The 18428-nt window shown below is 62.4% G+C and carries 27 protein-coding genes; 14 read left to right on the top strand and 13 right to left on the bottom strand.

Going from position 1 to position 18428, the window contains the following annotated elements; all coding sequences use genetic code 11:
* Positions 1 to 111: 111 nt before the first annotated feature.
* Positions 112 to 396, top strand: coding sequence for a hypothetical protein (locus ML401_RS25725; protein WP_285807393.1), 285 nt, complete (start codon positions 112 to 114; stop codon positions 394 to 396).
* A gap of 27 nt (positions 397 to 423) precedes the next feature.
* On the opposite strand, the gene ML401_RS25720 is transcribed toward ML401_RS25725, so the two are convergent.
* Both ML401_RS25720 and ML401_RS25715 read right to left on the bottom strand, forming a co-directional pair.
* Positions 424 to 1635: a mandelate racemase/muconate lactonizing enzyme family protein gene (locus ML401_RS25720; protein ID WP_285807392.1), complete on the bottom strand. Its 1212-nt coding sequence runs from the start codon at positions 1633 to 1635 to the stop codon at positions 424 to 426.
* A gap of 463 nt (positions 1636 to 2098) precedes the next feature.
* Positions 2099 to 3385, bottom strand: a complete 1287-nt coding sequence (locus ML401_RS25715) for an NRAMP family divalent metal transporter (protein ID WP_285807391.1) — start codon at positions 3383 to 3385, stop codon at positions 2099 to 2101.
* A 245-nt stretch (positions 3386 to 3630) separates the two neighbouring features.
* On the opposite strand from ML401_RS25715, the gene ML401_RS25710 reads away from it, so the two are divergent.
* Positions 3631 to 5085: an HWE histidine kinase domain-containing protein gene (locus ML401_RS25710; protein WP_285807390.1), complete on the top strand. Its 1455-nt coding sequence runs from the start codon at positions 3631 to 3633 to the stop codon at positions 5083 to 5085.
* 132 nt (positions 5086 to 5217) lie between these two features.
* Here ML401_RS25710 and ML401_RS25705 read toward each other — a convergent pair whose 3' ends face one another.
* From ML401_RS25705 to ML401_RS25695, 3 genes are all read right to left on the bottom strand, one after another.
* On the bottom strand, positions 5218 to 5403 hold the full coding sequence (locus ML401_RS25705) for a hypothetical protein (protein ID WP_194403499.1): 186 nt from the start codon (positions 5401 to 5403) through the stop codon (positions 5218 to 5220).
* A 226-nt stretch (positions 5404 to 5629) separates the two neighbouring features.
* Entirely contained in the window at positions 5630 to 6256 is a 627-nt protein-coding gene (locus ML401_RS25700; protein ID WP_285807389.1) for a hypothetical protein, read from the bottom strand.
* A gap of 26 nt (positions 6257 to 6282) precedes the next feature.
* A complete protein-coding gene (locus ML401_RS25695; RefSeq protein ID WP_285807388.1) occupies positions 6283 to 6603 on the bottom strand; it encodes a hypothetical protein in 321 nt (106 codons plus the stop codon).
* A 323-nt stretch (positions 6604 to 6926) separates the two neighbouring features.
* Here ML401_RS25695 and ML401_RS25690 point away from each other — a divergent pair, with 323 nt between their 5' ends.
* Entirely contained in the window at positions 6927 to 7055 is a 129-nt protein-coding gene (locus ML401_RS25690; protein ID WP_283818896.1) for a hypothetical protein, read from the top strand.
* 12 nt (positions 7056 to 7067) lie between these two features.
* On the opposite strand, the gene ML401_RS25685 is transcribed toward ML401_RS25690, so the two are convergent.
* The gene (locus tag ML401_RS25685; protein ID WP_211419922.1) at positions 7068 to 7259 is read right to left on the bottom strand and encodes a hypothetical protein; all 192 of its coding nucleotides are present in this window, start codon (positions 7257 to 7259) and stop codon (positions 7068 to 7070) included.
* Positions 7260 to 7389: 130 nt separating this feature from the next.
* Between ML401_RS25685 and ML401_RS25680 the strand changes: the two genes are divergently transcribed.
* Positions 7390 to 7617 carry a hypothetical protein gene (locus ML401_RS25680; protein ID WP_211419921.1) on the top strand — a complete coding sequence of 76 codons (228 nt, stop codon included), beginning with the start codon at positions 7390 to 7392 and terminating at the stop codon, positions 7615 to 7617.
* Between the two features lie 201 nt (positions 7618 to 7818).
* Here the strand turns inward: ML401_RS25680 and ML401_RS25675 are convergent, their stop codons facing one another.
* Positions 7819 to 8589: an EAL domain-containing protein gene (locus tag ML401_RS25675; RefSeq protein ID WP_285807387.1), complete on the bottom strand. Its 771-nt coding sequence runs from the start codon at positions 8587 to 8589 to the stop codon at positions 7819 to 7821.
* 357 nt (positions 8590 to 8946) lie between these two features.
* On the opposite strand from ML401_RS25675, the gene ML401_RS25670 reads away from it, so the two are divergent.
* On the top strand, positions 8947 to 9195 hold the full coding sequence (locus ML401_RS25670; RefSeq protein ID WP_063202881.1) for a hypothetical protein: 249 nt from the start codon (positions 8947 to 8949) through the stop codon (positions 9193 to 9195).
* 115 nt (positions 9196 to 9310) lie between these two features.
* Positions 9311 to 9580, top strand: a complete 270-nt coding sequence (locus tag ML401_RS25665; RefSeq protein ID WP_212067440.1) for a DUF6894 family protein — start codon at positions 9311 to 9313, stop codon at positions 9578 to 9580.
* Here the strand turns inward: ML401_RS25665 and ML401_RS25660 are convergent.
* Positions 9574 to 9834, bottom strand: a complete 261-nt coding sequence (locus tag ML401_RS25660) for a hypothetical protein (RefSeq protein ID WP_285807386.1) — start codon at positions 9832 to 9834, stop codon at positions 9574 to 9576. The two genes, ML401_RS25665 and ML401_RS25660, sit on opposite strands and share 7 nt — an antisense overlap.
* Positions 9798 to 9998 (bottom strand): hypothetical protein, encoded by a 201-nt coding sequence (locus tag ML401_RS25655; protein ID WP_212067439.1) that lies wholly within the window; start codon positions 9996 to 9998, stop codon positions 9798 to 9800. The genes ML401_RS25660 and ML401_RS25655 overlap by 37 nt, the downstream gene beginning before the upstream one ends.
* A gap of 412 nt (positions 9999 to 10410) precedes the next feature.
* On the opposite strand from ML401_RS25655, the gene ML401_RS25650 reads away from it, so the two are divergent.
* Entirely contained in the window at positions 10411 to 10659 is a 249-nt protein-coding gene (locus ML401_RS25650) for a hypothetical protein (RefSeq protein ID WP_211419919.1), read from the top strand.
* Positions 10660 to 10773: 114 nt separating this feature from the next.
* Here ML401_RS25650 and ML401_RS25645 read toward each other — a convergent pair whose 3' ends face one another.
* Positions 10774 to 11019 carry a hypothetical protein gene (locus ML401_RS25645; protein WP_285807385.1) on the bottom strand — a complete coding sequence of 82 codons (246 nt, stop codon included), beginning with the start codon at positions 11017 to 11019 and terminating at the stop codon, positions 10774 to 10776.
* Positions 11020 to 11928: 909 nt separating this feature from the next.
* Here ML401_RS25645 and ML401_RS25640 point away from each other — a divergent pair.
* The 3 genes from ML401_RS25640 (at position 11929) to ML401_RS25630 (ending at position 12933) form a co-directional block, all read left to right on the top strand.
* Positions 11929 to 12255, top strand: a complete 327-nt coding sequence (locus ML401_RS25640) for a DUF4261 domain-containing protein (RefSeq protein ID WP_285807384.1) — start codon at positions 11929 to 11931, stop codon at positions 12253 to 12255.
* 253 nt (positions 12256 to 12508) lie between these two features.
* A complete protein-coding gene (locus ML401_RS25635) occupies positions 12509 to 12772 on the top strand; it encodes an imm11 family protein (RefSeq protein WP_376717387.1) in 264 nt (87 codons plus the stop codon).
* On the top strand, positions 12733 to 12933 hold the full coding sequence (locus ML401_RS25630; protein WP_376717386.1) for an imm11 family protein: 201 nt from the start codon (positions 12733 to 12735) through the stop codon (positions 12931 to 12933). The genes ML401_RS25635 and ML401_RS25630 overlap by 40 nt, the downstream gene beginning before the upstream one ends.
* A gap of 158 nt (positions 12934 to 13091) precedes the next feature.
* On the opposite strand, the gene ML401_RS25625 is transcribed toward ML401_RS25630, so the two are convergent.
* The 3 genes from ML401_RS25625 to ligD form a co-directional block, all read right to left on the bottom strand.
* Positions 13092 to 13757 carry an SOS response-associated peptidase gene (locus tag ML401_RS25625; protein ID WP_285807383.1) on the bottom strand — a complete coding sequence of 222 codons (666 nt, stop codon included), beginning with the start codon at positions 13755 to 13757 and terminating at the stop codon, positions 13092 to 13094.
* Between the two features lie 13 nt (positions 13758 to 13770).
* Positions 13771 to 14184, bottom strand: a complete 414-nt coding sequence (locus ML401_RS25620) for a hypothetical protein (RefSeq protein ID WP_285807382.1) — start codon at positions 14182 to 14184, stop codon at positions 13771 to 13773.
* Between the two features lie 527 nt (positions 14185 to 14711).
* Positions 14712 to 15635, bottom strand: coding sequence for a non-homologous end-joining DNA ligase (gene ligD, locus ML401_RS25615; RefSeq protein WP_285807381.1), 924 nt, complete (start codon positions 15633 to 15635; stop codon positions 14712 to 14714).
* Positions 15636 to 15771: 136 nt separating this feature from the next.
* Here ligD and ML401_RS25610 point away from each other — a divergent pair, with 136 nt between their 5' ends.
* The 4 genes from ML401_RS25610 to ML401_RS25595 all read left to right on the top strand — a co-directional run bounded on the left by ML401_RS25610 (position 15772) and on the right by ML401_RS25595 (position 18411).
* Positions 15772 to 15960 (top strand): DUF3606 domain-containing protein, encoded by a 189-nt coding sequence (locus ML401_RS25610; protein WP_285807380.1) that lies wholly within the window; start codon positions 15772 to 15774, stop codon positions 15958 to 15960.
* A 265-nt stretch (positions 15961 to 16225) separates the two neighbouring features.
* Positions 16226 to 16450 (top strand): DUF6894 family protein, encoded by a 225-nt coding sequence (locus ML401_RS25605; RefSeq protein ID WP_376717309.1) that lies wholly within the window; start codon positions 16226 to 16228, stop codon positions 16448 to 16450.
* 292 nt (positions 16451 to 16742) lie between these two features.
* Positions 16743 to 17198, top strand: coding sequence for a hypothetical protein (locus tag ML401_RS25600; RefSeq protein WP_376717308.1), 456 nt, complete (start codon positions 16743 to 16745; stop codon positions 17196 to 17198).
* A 481-nt stretch (positions 17199 to 17679) separates the two neighbouring features.
* Complete coding sequence (locus ML401_RS25595) at positions 17680 to 18411, top strand: hypothetical protein (protein WP_285807379.1); 732 nt, start codon at positions 17680 to 17682, stop codon at positions 18409 to 18411.
* The last annotated feature ends 17 nt before the right edge of the window (positions 18412 to 18428 follow it).

Genomic DNA, 18428 nt, shown 5'->3' with positions numbered 1-18428 from the left:
CGCGCTGACGGACTGCATTCGCGCAATCAGGTGGGAACCTGCCTGATGGGGGCTGGAACCCGGAGGGGCACCTCTGAATTAACCCGCGATAGGACAACAGCGGATTTCGTGATGACAAATGGTCGTTTCGCCTACTCCATGTCCACCGCCCTCCGCCATCCCGGCGTGATCGCGCTGATCGTGGCGGGGGTGACGATTGCGGCCATGCTGATTGTCGACCACGGTCCCTGGAATCGCGCCAAGACCCAGCCGGCGCATGTTGCGATGTATGGGACCACGGGCGAAGCAGCGCGGGCCGCGGGCGCCAAGGCACTCCCGACCACCCCGAAATCGCCCATCGAGCCGGCGCGGCCTGGGCCCAAGACCTCCCCGGTCGTCAATCCCGTGACGCCGTAATCCCGTCGGCGCGTCCCTCAGCTCTTGTCAGCTCTTGCGACCGTAATTCAAAAGCCCGCCGCTCGTCTTCGGCGGATGAGCGCGCAAGGCGTCCTCGTTCGGTTCGGTGCCCCAGCCGGGCCTATCAGGCACCACCAGACAGCCGTTCTCGATCTCCGGCTCATGGGTAAAGAGCTCGCGGTCCCACGCCAGACGATCGATGTCGATCTCCATGATGCGCAGATTCGGGACGGCGGCGCAGAAATGCGCGTTCGTCATCGAGCAGAGATGGCCGTAGAAATTGTGCGGGGCGACGTTGACCTCGAAGGCTTCCGCGGCGGCCGCGATCTTCATCGATTGCCAGACCCCGTTCCAGGGCGTGTCGATGATCGCGACGTCCATGGCCTGGGCCTGGAAATAGGGCAGGAATTCGCGCAAGGACAGCAGCGTCTCGCAGGATGAGATCGGATGCGGGCTCTGCCTGCGGATATAGCTGAGGGCTGCGGGACTGAAGCTGTCGATCTCGACCCAGAACATGTCGATGTCGGCAATGGTGCGCAGGATCTTCAGGTATCCTTCGGTCTTGGCGTTGAAGTTGCAATCCAAGAGGATATCGACGTCGGGGCCCGCGCCGTCGCGGATCGCTTCCAGATGCATATGCAGGTCGCGCAGGATCTTGCGGTCGACGTTGATCTCGGGCGCGAAGGGTGAGCCGAAGCCGGGACGCCAGCCGGTCGGCTTGCCGTCGTCATAGGAAAAGATGTTGGTCTTCAGCGCGGTGAACTTCTTCTCGCGCACCTCGCGCCCCATCGCCTTGACGCCGTCGAGGTTTTCGATCGGTGGCTTGTACCAGGACGGATGATTGATCCGCCATGTGGCGCAATGCGACCAGTAGACCCTGATACGGTCGCGAAGCTTGCCGCCGAGCAGCTCGTAACAGGGCACGCCGAGACACTTCGCCTTGGCATCGAGCAGCGCATTCTCGATCGCCCCCAACGCTTGCGCCACCACGCCGCCGGCTGCGGGGCGGGTTGCCGCGAACAATTCGGCATAGATGCGCTCGTGCTGGAAGACGTTCTGCCCGATGACACGGGCGGAGAGGCGCTGGATGGCAGCGCCGACACCGGGCGAGCCAAAACCCTCGTCGAACTCGCTCCAGCCCACGATGCCGTCCTCGGTCGTCAGCTTGACGAAATGATAGTTTCTCCAGCCGGCATCGCAGGCGAGGATTTCGAGGTTCGTTGCTTTTGATCTTGTCATGTCGCTCCCCGGCCCCTTGCGGGCATTGTTCTTGTTGTTGGCCCGCTCGCAAGCTCGGCCCCAGCCACAAATGTTAGGCTAAGGGCGCGTTGCCGGGAAGCCCGGCGAGGGCCGCCGAAAGCGCCCATTTTTGCCTCAAACCCCGTAGTTTCCGGTGGGGAAAGCATGACCAGTCCCGCGGTTTTTGGCCACAATCGGGAGCGACGGTCCGGCCATGAAATTTCTGGCCGTGATCACAATTCTGGCGCTGCTCACCATGAGCGGGGCTGCCATTTCCGATCAGCTTTTGACGGCCGATCAGCACGTCGCGCAAGGGGAGCATTAGCGCGGCGGGCGAGGACGTTTCTCGTCTTGGGGGGACAGCGATGCTTTCGATCGATCAGTTCTTGCGGCTCATGAGCGTGCCGGCCGTGTTCGCGGCCCTCATCATCGCCTCGCAGATCTCGGCGGCGCTGTCGCCGGTCTAGCCTAGCAGCGACGAGCCGAACATAGCGAGGACGGCCAGCGCCATCAGCGCGGTGCCGCCCCAGCCGAGCCAGATCAGCCAGGTCCGGCCGCGGAAGCGGCCCATGATGGCACGGTTCGAGACGATCAGCATCATCATCGCCATGATGGGGACGGCGACGATGCCGTTGAGCACCGCGCTCCACACCAGCATATGGATGGAATCTATTCCGGTGAAGCCGAGGCCGAAGCCGATGATGGTTGCCGCTGCGATGATGGTGTAGAAGCCGGCCGCCTCATCGGGCTTGGCTTCGAGTGTGGCCCGCCAGCCGAAGATCTCCGCGACGCCATAAGCCGCCGAGCCCGCCAGCACCGGGATCGCGAGCAGTCCGGTGCCGATGATGCCGGTCGCAAACAGCGCGAAAGTAAAATCGCCGGCGAGCGGCCGCAGCGCTTCGGCCGCCTCGGTCGCCGAGTTGATCTTGGTGACGCCGTTGGCATGCAGCACGGAGGCCGTGGTTAGGATGATGAAGAAAGCGATGCCGTTGGACAGCAGCATGCCCGAGAAGGTGTCGGTCTTGATGCGGTCCAGCTCGTGCGTGCCGCCGCGCTTGAGCTCGCGGAGCGGCTTGTCGCGCTTGCCCTGGTTCATCTCCTCCACCTCTTGCGAGGCTTGCCAGAAGAACAGATACGGGCTGATGGTGGTGCCGAGCATGGCTACGACCATCATCAGATAATCGGCACTGACATTGGCCTTGGGCCACACCGCGGCGAGCAGCGCCGTGCTCCACGGGATCTTCACGGTGAAGGCGGTGGCGACATAGGCGAACAGCGCCAAGGTGAGGAATTTCAGCACCGGCGAATAGCGGCGATAGGGCAGGAAGACCTGCAGAATGGTGGAGCCCGCCGCGAAGATCAGCGCGTGCTCGTGGTTGAGCCCGCCGATGACGAGCGAGAGCGCTTCGGCCATCGCGGCGATGTCGGCGGCGATGTTGAAGGTGTTGGCGACAACCAGCATGGCGACGAGGCCCAGCACCGCCCAGCGCGGCGCGACCTTCATGACGTTGGCGGCGAGACCCTTGCCGGTGACGCGGCCGATCTGCGCGCTGACGAGCTGGATCGCGATCATGAATGGCGTGGTGAGAAACACGGTCCACAGCAGCCCGTAGCCGAATTGCGCGCCGGCCTGCGAATAGGTGGCGATGCCCGACGGATCGTCGTCGGCGGCTCCCGTGATCAGGCCCGGACCCAGCCGTTGCAGCAGCGTCGGCGCGGATTTCGTCGGGGTGAGGGCGTCGTCGCTCATGGAAGGGGAGACCTCGATCGGGGGGCACCTTCAGCAAATGCAAGGGACGGAACGATGGTTCCAAGCGCGTGCGTAGGGTGGGACTTCTGATAAAGCTAACCGCTCATCCAAGACGTGGTGAAGTCGCGCTCAGGGCCTGGAAGGCGGGCGCAACGCCGCGAGCGTGCGAAGGTTCCGCGCTCCATTCGAAATAAAGCAGCGGCCGATCGCGTTGCCGCCTGTGCGGTTTCCCGTTACCTTGCCTTATGTCCCTCCTGAACTTTCAGCTCCCGGCACCGACACCGACGCTGTTCGCTTCATTCCTGACACTGGACCAGGCGATCCTCGATGCGCTCCCGATCGGTGTCTATGCCTGCGACGTCGAGGGACGGATCGTTCGCGTCAATCACCGCGCCGTCCAGCTTTGGGGCCGGGCGCCCAAGCTCGGCGATGTCGCGCAGAAGTTTTGCGGTTCATTCCGCGTCGAGACCCTGGACGGCGATTTCGTCCCGCCCGAGGAGACGCCGATGGCGCACGTCGTGCGGACCGGCCAAAGCTTCGAAGGCGTCGAGGCGGTCGTTCTCAATCCCGATGGCAGGCGGTGGGTGGCGCGCGTCAACGTCGCGCCTCTGCGCGACGAGGACGGCGAGATCGTCGGCGGCATCAATTGTTTCCTGGACGTCACCCACGAGCACGACATGCGGCTTGCGCTCGAGCGGCAGCAGCGCACTTTCGACCTCGCGATGATCGCCTCCAGAATGGGAACGTGGCGCTACACGCTGGCGGACAACATCTGCATCTATGATGCCAATGCCCAGGCGCTCTACGGGCTGACCGAGGCGCGGTTTCCGCACGACAAGGACGGCGTCGAGGCCAAATTCCATCCTGACGACATGGAGCTGATGTGGGCGCGCGTCGCCAAGGCGCTCGATCCCGCGGGCGACGGCCGCTACGACGTCGAGTACCGGGTGAAGCAGCGCGACGGCAGCTGGCGCTGGCTGAGTGCCTGGGGCCTGGTCGAGTTCGAAGGCGAGGGCGCCGCACGCAAGCCGGTTGCGATCGTCGGCGCGAGCCGCGATCTCAATGAGCTGAAGCAGGCCGAAGAGCTGCAACGGCTGCTCACCAACGAGCTCAATCACCGCGTTAAGAACACGCTGGCCACGGTGCAGTCGATCGTCAATCAGACGCTGCGCAGTGCGGGCGACGTCGAGGCGGCGCGCAGCATCGTCAATGCGCGTTTGCTCGCGCTGTCGGGCGCCCATGATCTGCTGACCGCGCGCGCCTGGTCGGGCGCCGATCTCACCGATCTCGTGGCCCGCGCCGTCGCGCCGTTCCCGTCGGGGCAGATCGTCCGCGATGGTCCTTCGCTGGTGGTTTTGCCGGCCCAGGCCCTGGCGCTCTCGCTGGCGTTGCACGAGCTTGCCACCAACGCCGCGAAATACGGCGCGCTGTCCCGTCCCGAAGGCCGGGTCGATATCAGCTGGGACGCGCGGGACGGCCAGGTCGATCTGAGCTGGCGTGAGAGCGGCGGCCCGCCCGTGCGTCCGCCGAGCCGCCGGGGATTCGGCAGCCGCCTCATCGCGCTGGCGAGCCGGGATCTCGCCGGACGCTTCCGCCTGGAGTTCGAGCCCGCCGGCGTTCGCTGCCTGATCTCGGCTGCCCTCGCGACGAGCGGCGAGGGATCCGGTCCGCCGCAAGGGGAGGCCGGCGACCCCATGTGAAAAATCCGAATTCATTTTCGGATTGGTCGAAAACCGGTTGACCGTCGGGCGACACAATGGTATAAGTCGATGATCGCCAGAGGCCGCGACGGCTCCCCCGCCGCAGCTGCGCCAGATCGCGCGCGAGTTCGCCTACTTGATGCTGACGAACATTCCCCAGGCGGCGGCCAGCGCGGCACCGGTGAAGAGCAGCACGGGATTGTCGCAGAAGGCTCCGCCATATCTGCAAACGTCGGAGCCGAATTGTCCGAGCTCGTGATGGCTCGCCGAATAGAACAGTCCCGACAGCACCAGTAATGCAGCGGCGACGAAGTACATGGGCGATCTCTCCGAAGCTCTCCCGGTCGGGTCCGTGCAAGGAGAGCAAGCGACATGCTCCAGCATGGCGCGAACAGCTTTCATTCCGCCAAATCCGATGCGCCGGATTTTGTTAATTTACTGGCAAATGCCTGTTTTTCCCGATCGCGGCAAGGGATCGTGCTCACGCGAAAAGAAAAAAGGCCCCGCACCGCGGGGCCTTTGTCGTCGTAGGATTGGACGGAGCTTATCGCCGCACGCCCGTGCCGTAGAGCTCGCGCTCGCGGCCGATGTCCTCCGGAGAGAGCGGCGGGCTCGCCGCGTCGAAGTCGGTCCAGCCGGACTTCTGCCAGGCCGCGCTGCGGTCCTGCAGGTTCACGGACCTCTCGTGGAGCAGTGCATCGAGGCGGGCGCGGTCCTGGTCGGGCACGCGCGCGGACACCAGCGTGCCGCCGCGGCGAACGCCCTCGGCATAGCGCGATGCGTCTTCCTTGGAGACGCCGGCCTCCGTCAGGGCGCCGACGATTCCACCCGTTGCCGCACCGGCCGCTGCGCCGGCTGCGGTCGCGGCGAGCCATCCTGCCGCCACGACCGGACCGAGGCCGGGAATGGCGAGCAGGCCGAGGCCGGCGAGCAGGCCTGCCGCGCCGCCGAGGCCGGCGCCGATGCCGGCACCCGTGCCGGCGCCTTCGGCGCGATCGTCCACGCCGTCGCGGTCACGATCGACCTTGCCGGAGCGTGAGCCGTACCAATTGTCGGAATTGTTGGCGACGATGCTGATGTCGGAGTGCGGCACGCCGGCTCCCTCGAGCCGGGTCACGGCGCGCTCGGCGTCGGCATAAGAGTCGTAAAGGCGGGAAATGGTGGTTGACATGTGCGTTGTTCCTTGCTTGGTCGGCCTTACTTGGCGGGGTTCACGTTGCCCTGGAAGTCCAGGCTGACGTCGGTCTTGCTGCCGGCCTTGTCGGCCTTGCCGCGCCAGACGCCCTGGTCGTCCTTATGCAGTCCGGAGACGTTGGAATATCCGGCGCCCTCGATCCGCGACTTCGCCTGTCCCTCGGTGAAGCTGTTGCGGCCCTCGACCGGCTTGTTCGAGTTGTTGTGGTCCGAGCTGTTGACGGCGTTGTTGCCTGGGCCGCTTTGCGCGGGTTGGGATTGCGCGCCTGCGGGCACGGCTCCGAGCATCAGCAGGGTTGCGGCTAGCATGGTAAGACGTCTCATTTTTTGTTCTCCGGTGGTGAATGTGCCGGCGACAACACATGAGATTCGAATTGGTTGCTGCGATCAAAGATTGCCGAGTGCCGCAGCATGATCTTGCTGCGATCGCGCGCGCCCGATGAGGACGCGAGGAACGATTGCCGCGATATCCCGTTTGTGCGCTCGGCCTTCGGCCGGCAGGCCGTCGGCCGCGCACCGCGTAGGAACTTCGCCTTTGGCGTCCGATTGTCTTCGCTGTCATGACACGCGAGGCAGCTCCAACCATGCAATCACGCTATCCATTGTTGAAGAGGTGGACAGCGGAAGAGCATGAGCGGTTGAAAGCCATGGCTGAAGCGGGAAGGCGGCCCGACGAGATCGCCCTTGCGCTGAACCGGAGCGAAGCGGCCGTGCGGGTGCGGGCCTGGCAGCACGGCATCGCGCTGCGCACCGTCACCGCGAAGCGCGGCACATGAGCTGCGTTGGACTTACTTCGCAGGTGTTGCCTCGGCCTGCGTCGTGGCGGGCTCCCAGGGGGCGGGAAGGATGACGCGGATCGGACGCGCCTCGGCGGCTTGAGCCGCGGGCCGCATCTGATCCTTGGCGGGCTCGGCCAGCGCCACGGTCATCAGGGCCATCAGCATCGCCAGCGCGGTCGTCGCAAGTCTCAGATCCAGCATCGCAGCCTCCAGGGTCGCCACGTCAACGCGAGCCCCGGCCGTTGGTTCGGATGATAACCGGGAACAAGTGGCAATATTTGAAGTTTGAAGAAGACAGATCCGGACGACCGGGCTGCTGGAGGAGGACATTATGAACATCAAGACCATCATTGCCGCTGCCGTGCTGACGTCGTTTGCCGCGCCCGCGTTCGCGCAGGCGTTCTACGTGGTGCAGGACGCCAAGACCAAGAAGTGCACGATCACGGAGTCGAAGCCGACGACCACTGAGACCACGGTCGTCAGCGGCGATACCGTGTACAAGACCAGGTCTGAAGCCGAGGCCGGCATGAAGACCGTCAAGGTCTGCACCTCGAACTAAGGAGACGAGCGATGCCCGTGCTTCTGCTTTGGGCCGTGCCGGCCGTCATCGTTTGGGCGGCGGCGTCTATCTGATCGGCCATATGCACTGATATCAAACCTGCTGCGCAAGCAGCAAGCAAAAGCCCGCGTGGAGCGATCCGCGCGGGCTTTTGGCGTCTCGTATCGCTGACCGGGACAATCGGGAAAAGCCGGATCCAGCTCACCCCGCGAGCGACACGTCGATCCGCTCGAAGCCGCGCAGCGTCGGCAGCGACATGAAGCCGGGCCTCGCGAAATGATAGCCTTGAAACAGCGCGATGCCGGCGGCGCGCAGGATGGTGAGCTCGGCCTCGTTCTCGACGCCCTCGGCCAGGACCGTGATGTCGAGCTCGCGCGCGATCTGCGCGAGGCCCGCGACGATGACCTGCTTGGGCCGGCTGAGATGGATGTCGCGGAGCAGCTCCATGTCGATCTTGATCAGGTTCGGCTGCAGCCGGGCGAGCAGGCCGAGGCCGGCATAGCCGGCGCCGAAATCGTCCAGCGCGGTCCAGAAGCCGAGCGCCTTGTAGGCGCGCACGATGTTCTCGACATGCGCCGGATCGCTCATCCGCTCGTTCTCGGTGAACTCGAACATCAGATTGGAAGCCGGAAAATTGGCGCGGCGCGCGGCTTCCAGCGATTTCTGGATGCAGGCGCGCGGCTCGTACACGGCGTTCGGCATGAAGTTGATCGAGAGCCGCGTGCGCGGATCGGCGAACAGCCGGCCGGCGGTTTCGATCGCCATGACGCGAGCGGCCTGGTCGAAGCGGTAGAGCTGATTGTCGGTGAGCTGGCTGAGCACGCTGTGCGCGCTCTCGCCGTTCGGGCCGCGCACCAGCGCCTCATAGCCCCAGATCCTGTTCTCGCTGACGTCCACGATCGGCTGGAACGCCATCTTGAATTCGAACGGCAACTCCGTCCCGTCGGCACATCCGGCGCACTTCACGGCCATCTCTCAAAACTCCCCGCAGGCCCATCATCTGCGTGGGAATTTATGGGGCGGGCGTTAAGGAATAGCGAAGCGCGACGAGGGCGGCGTCAAGGGCGTTTCCCATGTTCAATTGTGGACACAAGCAGGCCGGCCAGGCCGTCAGGCCGCGACGAAACACGCCTGAAACAGTGCTGAAACCCGATTGTCCTGAACTGCGCGCGCCCGCGGCCCGACCAACGGAGCGAACAGGAGAGACAATCATGATCCAGATCGGTTCGAAGGAAGAAGTCGCGTTCTTGCTGGCGCTGTTCGGCACCCACACCCAGCCCGTGAAGCGGCCGAAGCCGAAATCGCGGCAAGGCTGAGAGGCTTAGATCCATGCCAGGTTTGGCCGAATGCCAGAGCCTGCTCAGGCTCCTGATCGCCAGGGGCGATCCCAAGGCCATCCCGCTCGCCAAGGGCGCCATCGATCAATATCTGAACACGGCGCCCGTGAGCTGCCGCGGCCGCGGCTTGCGCGTGCTCCAGCGCGACGCGCTCGACCAGCATGATGTCGCGGTCGGCGTGCAGCGCTCCTTCGCCGAGACGGTGGACGCCTATATCGCGTGCAAGCTCGCTGAAGAGTAAGAGCTGCGCCGAGAGGTGAAGTCAGTTCCCGGAACCTCTTGGCTCCAATAGTTTTTTCGGTGGGCTAGCAACCTTTGTCCCCTCCCGGGCCTCTTAGGGACAAAGGAATACGCATATGGCGCGATATTACTTCGACTTGACCGACGAGCACGGAGCCGCGCTCGACGAAGAGGGGCTGGAGCTGTCCAACATGCGCGCGGTCCAGGCCGAGGCCGCCAAGTCGGTCGGCGACATGGCGCGCGACGCCATCATTTCCGCGCCGGCGACCGGCGGACGGCGGAGGATGGCGATCGACGTTCGCGACGCCGGCGGGCCCGTCATGCAGGTGACATTCAGCTTCGCGATCGAGACGTTCAACCCACGAACGCCATCCGGCGATCATTGACGCGTCAGCGTCGGCCGCGATGGTTGCGGCGGCAACGGCCAGGATTGCCCGGACTCGAGCACGGCGATCTTGCGCCCGAGCTGCCAGACCTCGACCTTGCCGTGCCGTGTGAACTGCCGCGCGAAGGCGAGGGCGGTCTCGTCGGACGCGGCCTCGAAGGCTTCCGCCGAGCGGAAGACGCCGTTCTCGCCGACGAGGTAAGCGCGATATTGCTGGCTCATGTCGGCGCCCTCAGGCCGGGCGAGCGCAGCCACGCGTCGATCTGCATGGCGGTCTCGTCCTGCCGCGCCCGGCGCAGCAGCATCTCGCGGCGGCGCCCCGGCGACAGCGCGCGCGCCTCTTCGCGGCAGCGGATGGCCTCGTCGGCCAGTCGTTCGTTGAGTGTCTTGATTTGTTTGAAACGACGCCGTTTCAGCATGGCGTACTCTCCTCGCGAAACAGAAGGGCGGGAGCGCGATTGGCGTTCTCATCACCGGTCTCGTGCCACGGGCCTTGCGGTGATGGATTAAGCCTAGTCCTGCCGCGGCGGAGAGTCTGTATCTTTTGATACGTGCGCAGATTAAATTTTCGCGTGCAGGATGAGCATGTTGAGCGACTTACTCAATTTGAGTGCGGGGCGGGATTCCGGTGTAACGGCCGTTGCCTCGCGGGCCATGCGCACACGGAAATCATGCGCCGGCTCGAGCGCGAAGCGGGAGCTGTCGACGGAGCCGGCATCCGATACGCTTCTTGAGAAGGTCGGCAGCAGCCGGAAGAAAGTTCAGGAGCAAGCTGGGGCGAAAAGGAACACGCGCGGGGAGGTAAAGTTTTCCTCGGAGGAGGATACGTTCATGAAAGCAGCAGCACTCGGTCTAGCGATTTTATTGGCCGCCTCGTCCTATGCCTCGGCCCACACGCCAAAGCGCCATCATCATCACGGCTGGTCCAAGTCGATGAACATGATGCCCGGACCCGGACGCTCGGCCGCCCGCAGTGATCCGAACGGCACGGCCGCCGGCCCCACCAGCGTGAGTGGCACGGGCTCGTCCAAGTTCGGCGGCCAGATACCGGGAGCACCGGGAGCGACCCGCCAACCCTGACGCCAATCTTCATCGATGCAGACCGAAGTCATGCCGCAACGAGCGGGACGACTTCGATGATGTTTTCAAGGAACGCTCGAGCCGCTGGCAGATCCCGTACTGGCAGCTGCAGGCCTATTCGTGACCGTAGTATTGTCGGTTGCACTGGTGACGGCCTCGCTCATAGCTCGCCTCCCGGTAGGCCGGTCCTTTCATGACGCTGCTCACATCAGCGAGCATCCGTGCTTGCTTGAGACACTCGACGTAAGGTTTGTTCGAGAGCCAATCGAGTCCGAGGCCGCCAGCGTAAGACATCTGGATGGAGGCAACGAACGAACTGATTCCGACGATGGCGAAGAGAGCAGCGCGGGAGACGGTCATGGCGTATTTCCTTGTGCCTGGGTAATCGCACAGAAACAATGGCGTGCCGCACGTCTGAAATATGTGCTGCCCATCACATCCGCTAAAGCGACGTTCCATCTTGAAGCCGCCAGCGATCACTTTCTCCACGCGTGAGCCGTCGGCTCGTGAATGAGCATGGAAATACATGCGCAAGTTCGAGCGCGAGGCGCGCGCGCTGTTGAAGCTGCCCTCATCCGGTACGTTTCGCGCAGGCAGGACAAGGGAGGAGGCCGTTCGACGGTCGGAAGGCGATGCCGGGCGATGCCCGCGCCGGGCGGCCCCGTGTGCTTTGGTCCCGGTCCTACGCCAAAAGGCTCCAGAGCGAGCATCGATTGACATCGTTCCCTTTTTGTTCTAAGGCGTGTGCTTTCAACCTCTGGGCGAAGTGCCGAAGTATCGGTTGCAATCCAGATGATTTTTTGCGGGGCAGTTGAATGAGTAGCTCGCTTCTTTCTTTCATCTTGTTGGACAATCCGGCGACACCGGACATGTCTGCGGTCACCAAGGTCCTTCGCGGCCGACATCCGGAATTGACGACCGAGACTTTGGGAGACGGAGCTGCGCAGGCTCAGGCAAACTCTCCGCTCATTCGCTGCGGCAACGCGCTTGTTGCGGTCATGTCGACGCCGGCATCCATTCCGCACGACCAGGGCCTGTACTGTGGGCGCGCGCGGCCACGACCTGGCCGGAGAGCAAGGCGGTGGCGGCCCGGCATCGCGGCCATCTGATCGTATCGATGCTCGGAAAGGGTGAGCAGCCGCTGGTTGCCGCGCGCGGCACGACGGCGGTCATCGGCGCGTTGATTGCGGCGATGCCGGAAGCTTTGCGGCGTGGTATGGGCCGGCCGGGTCGCGCGGCCCGCCGAGCTCTGGCTCGAAACCTCCCGCGATGCATTCGCACCTTATCCCGACTATCCCTTCAGGCTGTGGCTCGACATTCTTCCGTTTCCGGTCAGGAGCGAAGATCGGCGCGGTCACGATCGGCCTGTCCGCGTTCGTCGATCGTGAGATCGAGTTCGTGACGGCCAAGCTCACGCTCTCGGGGTTGTTCGACAAGGTCGCCGGGCTGTCCGCGTATCTGATCGAGCATGGCAGCGTGGTGAAGGACGGCGACACGATCGGGGCAAGTGCGAGCGAGCGCATCCAGGTTCGTTACAGGAATTCCGATGCGTTTGGCGGGCTGCCGGTGTTTTACTGTACCGATGCTTCCGTGTAGATGAGCAGCATCGGCACACTGCGCCGGCGCACGACAGACTTTCGTAAATGAGAAGATTGATGGTTGGTTCTCCACCAAAGAAGCGCCGGGTCAAGGCAAAGGATCGAAAGTTCTATGTCGCCGGCATTGGCGGGTTCCACACGGCGCCGGGGTGGGAGATGGAAAATCTCGCAGCTCTCACAGGCGGACGCCAGGTGCTCATTCCGCCGCGGGAGCGGGGCTTCGTGGCTTTCCCTGAAACTCCGCGGCTTGCATCGACAGGTCTCTCGGCCGTGCTCCCGCGGATTGGGAGCTGTTTCACGACTATCGGCTTGTTTCCGACCGGATGAAGAGCCTTCTCGAGACATTGGATTCAGAAGGAGTTCGTTTCGTCAGATGCGAGACCCGGTACCAGGATGGCCGCGCGGCGCCGACCTACTGGCTTTGTGATGTCATCAGGGTTCTCGATGCCGTCGATAAGAAAAGGCGGTTCTTGAGATCGAGTATCCGACGCCCGGTCGCAAGGTTCACAATCTGAGAAGAAGAAGCAGCCTCATTTTCAAGGAGGATAGTGTCGGGGAGGCTCATATCTTCAGGCTTCTCTTCTATCCCCTGGTCATATGCGACCAAGTGCTGAAGGATGCGTGCAAGGAGGCGGGCGTCAGGGGCATTGGATTCACCGATACGACGAAGTATTGACGCCGTGCGCTTCGGTCGCCGATCTTAGAATCATTCGCGGAGAAATCTTGCTATGGTCGGTGCTCGTTGACACGTCGGGCGGACGTGAGCCGGTTCAATTGACGATATGCTTGCCACGTAGGTAGGGCCTGAATTCTGCGAGTTCGCAGTCTCACCCTTTACGCAAGCGTAAGAATATCTTCCTTGTCAGAACCTCGCCTGACGATCTTCAACCCCTCGTCAGGCAATGGCTTTTGCAGGGCCTTCGCTTCGTCCCACGGTGCTCGCATCCACACGTCCCATTCTTCGGCGGTGGTCAGGATCACCGGCATCGCCTTGGGATGAATTGGCTCAACGACCGCATTTGGCGCAGTCGTAAGAAACCCATACACCTGATGCGGCCCCGGCACGGGCTTCGACTTCGTCCCGCGATCGCCGTTGAACGTCGTCCAGATGCCGGCGAATGCAAACAGCGGGCGTGCCTCCGCGAGCGCGAACCACACCACGTCCTTCTTCTTCGTCTCCGGGTTCGGCTCGGGTGCGTACTCGGCAAAGCTGTTGACGGGCACGAGGCAGCGGTGCTCCGGCTTGAGCCAGGCACGCCAGTGCGGCGAGGCAGTGTTGCGGATGTTCGTCACCGGCGGGCCGCCGGTTCGCGGGGGCGGCGGCATGCCCCAGCGCATCATGACCAGCTCGCGCTCGCCACCTGCGTCGCGAATGACTGGGGCAGGGTAATCCGGAAACACCCCGGGCATTGGCGGCAAGTTGCCTTCGTAACGGCGGACGACGCGGAAGAGTTCGGCGATGGCGGCCTGATTGGTCGTGATCGAATAGAGATTGCACATGTGGAGGAATATCCTAGCGCTCGCCGGGCCACCAATAAGAAGCCGGATTTTCGGCAGAAATCTTCGTCGGTCTCAGCGCCACCAGTGCGCTGCGCTTATATGGGTACCCACGCAATTGCGTACAGTCCTTGCAGCGCATGTAGCGTTCGAGTTCATGGATCGGGGCCGTCTTCACACGTCGAATGATATCCAGCGCGACAGTCTGATTGGTGTCGCAGCCAAGGCAGCGGACCTCAAGGTAGGGATATCCTCCATTGATCGCATCGCCAATCGTCGGCGATGGTTGCGCTGGACCTTTGTAGCCGAGCATGCGGTAATTCCACGCCTCGCAGGCGAGCTTATCGGCCTCTTTGCGCGCGTCCCTCGCCCGCTCGGCCGACATCTTGATCTGAGTGCCGAAGAGGTATTGGCGCGACTTCGTGGACATCCGATCATCAAGGCCATGAGCCAACTGCGTTGGCAAATTATCGATTCCTGGTAGGCGGGCAGGGCGGCCAGCCACTGCCCATCGTGGCTGTGGAAAAGAAGATCGTCAGATGCTCACCAACTGTCGACCTGTCCCTTTGCAATAACGCAAGCGCAATCTGGTCCGACAATCTCTGGTGCGAACTTTCCCCAGTTGCCGTCGCCCACGCATTCGAGGCAGCGCATCTCGCCGGCCCCGCATCCGAGATCCCAGACGTCCGCTGCGGCATTGGTGTCGCAATTACTGGCGCAGAAAACCCGCATCCGTGCGACCAGGGCGGCGCGCCTCTCAGTCATCTCCAAGGTCCTCATCCAAAGGATCGGGTCGATAGCCAGGCAGCATGGCTGGCGGGTTGGACGCGTCCGCTCGATTGCAGACGAGGCAAGGCATTCCTGCCCCGCACTCGCAGGCGCGCGGCCCGAACGCGGGCCTGTCCGGATGATTCTCGCAAACCCAGCGCTGATCGTCGCATTGCGCGCAATGCTGCATCAAAGGTCTTCCCGCAATCCCTTGAAGAAGGGATGCCGCACCTTACCCTCGGCGGACTTGGCGCGGTACTCGACCTCGGCCAACAGCTTCGGTTCGACCCAGATGCCCTTGTGCGCGATACGCTTTGCGTAAGGCTGCGTTCTGCGCCGCAGCGGCTCCAGGCGCTTCTGCAATTCGGCGGCTGACGTCTTGTCGAACCCGTGGTCGACCTTGCCGGCGTAGACGAGGTCATCGCCCTTCCGGCGGCCGAGATAGATGCCGTCCCATTTGCCTTCGTCGAGCGCGAAGCCCGCGATGGTCAGGGTCTCGCGCTGCCGGCAGGTCGTCTTGACCCAATTGTTTCCCCGGCCGCTGTCGTAGGCACTGTCACGAACCTTGGAGACCACGCCTTCAAGCCCGACCTTGCAGGCATGGGCGAACATCTCGCGCCCTTCCAGCTCAAAGCTCTCGCTGAACTGTACGTCTGTGCCGGCTATGACTTTCTTCAACTCGGCCTTGCGCTGGAGCAGCGGCAGGCTGCGGATGTCGCGGCCGTTCAGGTACAGCAGGTCAAAACCGACCAATACGATCTTGGACGACCTGCCCTTGAGCTCGTTTTGGAGGACCGAGAAATCCGTCGTGCCATCGGCGGCGGGGACGACGACTTCGCCGTCGATGACGGCCGAGCCCGCCTTGATGTGCCAAGCGTCATCGGCAACTTTCTTGAAACGCCTGGTCCAATCGTGGCCACGCCGGGTGTAGATGGTTACCGCCTCGTTGGCCATGTGAAGCTGGACGCGATAACCGTCGAACTTGATTTCGTGAATCCACCGCTTCCCGGAGGGCACCCTCTCGACGGAGGAAGCCAAGGCCGGTTCGATAAAGCGCGGCAACGGCGCCTTGACGCCGATCGCCGGGGACTTCCGCTGACGCTGAGACGCCACCTAACAACTCCACGCAACAAACTCATTTGATTCGAATCCTTCTGCGCCGATTCGTTCCGGGACTCGCCGCCACTACAGAGAGCCTTTAGGAACCAACTGAATCCTCTGTCGTTTTCGCAGTGCATGGAGGTGCACTATGGCTAAAGCAAAGAAGCAGACCGCTCGCGGTCGCAAGCAAGACCGCGCGCGCGTGGCGAGCGGCCAGAAATACGAAGTCAGCTACGAGGCAAAGAAGACGGGCCGCTCGGCATCCGCCGTGAAGAAGGCGGTCAAGAAGGTCGGCAGCAGCCGGAAGGAAGTAGAGCGGAAGCTGAAGGGGCGCTGAGCTTCGCCTTTAGGCTGAAGGTTTGCAGGCGGACGCTGACCTGGCGGAGTGTCAGCGTTTGGCCTTGAGGTGCCAATATCCGACCAGTGCTCGCCACTCGAAGATAATCACGGTGCCTCCGATCAACACCGTCCCGACGAGGGCCATGATCAAGATCATTCCCAGCATCGAATCACCTCGCCTTGTTGCGAGGTTCCTAAGTACCAGATTGAACAGTTTTTCCTAGCTTATCTTTCCATGACGATTGAAGCCTCAGGCCGGTCTTATGCCTCGCTACCATTTCGATTTGATCGATAGCACAACCGTTGCTGATCATGGCGGACAATTGCTCGAAGACGAGTCGATGGCCATTGAAGTCGCGGACCGCCTTGCGCAGGAGCTATCAGTAGTGCGGCCCGAACTGAGAGGCAAAGGCTACAAGGTGCTAGTCACCGATGCGGATGGTGAGCGTGTCCACGAAGCTCCATCAGACAGATTCAGATTGGTCTGATTGCGCCAACAAGAATCTCCGCAACTCAGGAACTGCAGCATTTGCGGCGGAATTGAGTCACTGCCGGCTCGCCGCCGAGCTGGCGGAGCGGCCCCGGCCATACCCCCCATCCCCTGCGACGCCGGGGCCGTCTCTCCGCCAACGCGACGATTGTCGTTTGACACGTCGGGCAAAACACCGGCAGAATAGCATCATCGAGACGAGTTTGTTTTGCGCCCGCGACGGATATTTCCGCCGCGGGTTTTTTGCGTCTCGATCCATTTAATTGAAATTGCACAGAGAGAAATTGCAGATGAATGAAATCGTGATGTCGAAGAACAAGCGCTCCGAAGTGGCATTTGCGAGGGAGGCTGCTCGCAGGACCTTGAAGGGGCGGACCATGACGGAAATCAAGTCCCTGGCGCGGACGCAGACGTTGCAAGCGGTGAACACGCTCGTGCAGATCATGCGAGACAAAAAGGCCCCGGCGCATGCGCGCGTCTGCGCGGCGAATTCGCTTCTCGACCGGGGCTGGGGCAAGTCGTTGCAGCGTATTGCCAGCGAAGACGGCACGCCGCTTGAATTCCTTCACCGGATCGAGCGGGTCATCGTCCATCCCAGTGACCCCGTGAATGATCCGGTGACCGATGCCACTATTGAAGAATCCGTGCGGCGGGTGCCGCTCAGCGTTCTCGGAAGCGTCGGGGCGACCAACGACTTCGACGTCTCTCCTGAAGATGTCTGGCCGCAATCGCAGGAGCAGGCATGAGGATATCGTTCGAGAGCTACTTCAAGCGCGTGCCGAGCCAAAGCCGGACGCCAAATGGCAGCAATGGATCGCGAAGGCCCTTGCGTACAAGCCGGAAAACCCAGCTGCGGCCATGGGCTCGCGACCCGGAGCCCCATCGGAAGCCGGCGAGCGACGCAATATTCGAGTATTGACACGCGTATCAAGCACTTGAAGCCAAGAACCGGCAGAAAGCCGCGGGCTCTTTTTGGTCGATGTCGGTTGATGAGGGCAGAACGGACATCTTCTGAGGGCCTGGCGATTTCAACTTCTGACCCGCTGCAGAGTCCGCTATTGAGCCGACCCAACCATGCTGCTATGCTCTAGCGGCATCATACCTTTTTCGGTTTTGATGGCGGGCGGGTAATCAGGCTTACGGACTGCCGCCTGCGTTTTAAAATGGGAATACTTCAGCCATAAGGCCCCGCCTCCGGACGCATTTAAGTCGGCCGGGGAATGTTTATTGGACGTCATTTCCCTCCGTTCTTCCCCAGACTCGGAGGCGGGCCTTTTTCTATCTGTCTTGATAGTTGCAGCTGGCATCACTCACTTAGCGATCTGTGCGGCGCAAGCTCAGTGCGCGGCTCGCGACGTTTTAAAAAGACAGCTGAAGCTCAAGACACACCCTGCCGAAGCGTCTCAACAGCTCATTAAGTCCGAGCGCGATGTTGTGACCTGGAGAAGGGTTACAATAGGCACTTTTGCTGATTCACTGAAGCTTCGCAACGAGCTCGACCGGATAGGCTGCAGTGTCGGTGGGCAAGCCGCAGAAATTTTCGCTCGGCCGACGTTCGTCGTTGCCACTCGCAAGACGAACATCGAGCTTGCACTCGTATCACCTGCGCAGCTTGGGTTCACGTCCGATACTGTGACCTTGGCTGACATTTACACGCGCGCTCGAAACTTGGGCTTTGAACTTGCAGCAGCCGAAGTCGGGCCGCAATTGCGCCTTCAATATTTCGACCAGCCGATTGGCGAGTTTCTCATCATCGGAATGGATCCGATCAAGATGTGGAGCGGCGAGCCGGTTATTCTAAATGTGGCGAATGGCGGTGCCGGATTGATCCTAATCGGCCAAGACGGGAGAACCGAAGCCGAAGTACCGATTACGTCTCGGATCATTTTCGCACGCTCGAGTAGGCCCGCTCCCCGCACCGAACTCATCGATCAAGCTGCAGTTCTTCTACCGTACTGAAAAGGAAAGGGCTGATA

Origin of the sequence: Bradyrhizobium sp. 62B (assembly GCF_030272265.2) — a bacterium.
Lineage (GTDB): Bacteria > Pseudomonadota > Alphaproteobacteria > Rhizobiales > Xanthobacteraceae > Bradyrhizobium.
This window is presented reverse-complemented; position numbering and strand designations above follow the sequence as displayed.

What these genes read in the sequence shown, in the direction of transcription:
- ML401_RS25725 (WP_285807393.1), top strand. Translation starts at nt 112, where the DNA reads ATGACAAATGGTCGTTTCGCCTACTCCATGTCCACCGCCCTCCGCCAT.
- ML401_RS25720 (WP_285807392.1), bottom strand. Translation starts at nt 1,635, where the DNA reads ATGACAAGATCAAAAGCAACGAACCTCGAAATCCTCGCCTGCGATGCC.
- ML401_RS25715 (WP_285807391.1), bottom strand. Translation starts at nt 3,385, where the DNA reads ATGAGCGACGACGCCCTCACCCCGACGAAATCCGCGCCGACGCTGCTG.
- ML401_RS25710 (WP_285807390.1), top strand. Translation starts at nt 3,631, where the DNA reads ATGTCCCTCCTGAACTTTCAGCTCCCGGCACCGACACCGACGCTGTTC.
- ML401_RS25705 (WP_194403499.1), bottom strand. Translation starts at nt 5,403, where the DNA reads ATGTACTTCGTCGCCGCTGCATTACTGGTGCTGTCGGGACTGTTCTAT.
- ML401_RS25700 (WP_285807389.1), bottom strand. Translation starts at nt 6,256, where the DNA reads ATGTCAACCACCATTTCCCGCCTTTACGACTCTTATGCCGACGCCGAG.
- ML401_RS25695 (WP_285807388.1), bottom strand. Translation starts at nt 6,603, where the DNA reads ATGAGACGTCTTACCATGCTAGCCGCAACCCTGCTGATGCTCGGAGCC.
- ML401_RS25690 (WP_283818896.1), top strand. Translation starts at nt 6,927, where the DNA reads ATGGCTGAAGCGGGAAGGCGGCCCGACGAGATCGCCCTTGCGCTGAAC.
- ML401_RS25685 (WP_211419922.1), bottom strand. Translation starts at nt 7,259, where the DNA reads ATGCTGGATCTGAGACTTGCGACGACCGCGCTGGCGATGCTGATGGCC.
- ML401_RS25680 (WP_211419921.1), top strand. Translation starts at nt 7,390, where the DNA reads ATGAACATCAAGACCATCATTGCCGCTGCCGTGCTGACGTCGTTTGCC.
- ML401_RS25675 (WP_285807387.1), bottom strand. Translation starts at nt 8,589, where the DNA reads ATGGCCGTGAAGTGCGCCGGATGTGCCGACGGGACGGAGTTGCCGTTC.
- ML401_RS25670 (WP_063202881.1), top strand. Translation starts at nt 8,947, where the DNA reads ATGCCAGGTTTGGCCGAATGCCAGAGCCTGCTCAGGCTCCTGATCGCC.
- ML401_RS25665 (WP_212067440.1), top strand. Translation starts at nt 9,311, where the DNA reads ATGGCGCGATATTACTTCGACTTGACCGACGAGCACGGAGCCGCGCTC.
- ML401_RS25655 (WP_212067439.1), bottom strand. Translation starts at nt 9,998, where the DNA reads ATGCTGAAACGGCGTCGTTTCAAACAAATCAAGACACTCAACGAACGA.
- ML401_RS25650 (WP_211419919.1), top strand. Translation starts at nt 10,411, where the DNA reads ATGAAAGCAGCAGCACTCGGTCTAGCGATTTTATTGGCCGCCTCGTCC.
- ML401_RS25645 (WP_285807385.1), bottom strand. Translation starts at nt 11,019, where the DNA reads ATGACCGTCTCCCGCGCTGCTCTCTTCGCCATCGTCGGAATCAGTTCG.
- ML401_RS25640 (WP_285807384.1), top strand. Translation starts at nt 11,929, where the DNA reads ATGCATTCGCACCTTATCCCGACTATCCCTTCAGGCTGTGGCTCGACA.
- ML401_RS25625 (WP_285807383.1), bottom strand. Translation starts at nt 13,757, where the DNA reads ATGTGCAATCTCTATTCGATCACGACCAATCAGGCCGCCATCGCCGAA.
- ML401_RS25620 (WP_285807382.1), bottom strand. Translation starts at nt 14,184, where the DNA reads ATGTCCACGAAGTCGCGCCAATACCTCTTCGGCACTCAGATCAAGATG.
- ML401_RS25610 (WP_285807380.1), top strand. Translation starts at nt 15,772, where the DNA reads ATGGCTAAAGCAAAGAAGCAGACCGCTCGCGGTCGCAAGCAAGACCGC.
- ML401_RS25605 (WP_376717309.1), top strand. Translation starts at nt 16,226, where the DNA reads ATGCCTCGCTACCATTTCGATTTGATCGATAGCACAACCGTTGCTGAT.
- ML401_RS25600 (WP_376717308.1), top strand. Translation starts at nt 16,743, where the DNA reads ATGAATGAAATCGTGATGTCGAAGAACAAGCGCTCCGAAGTGGCATTT.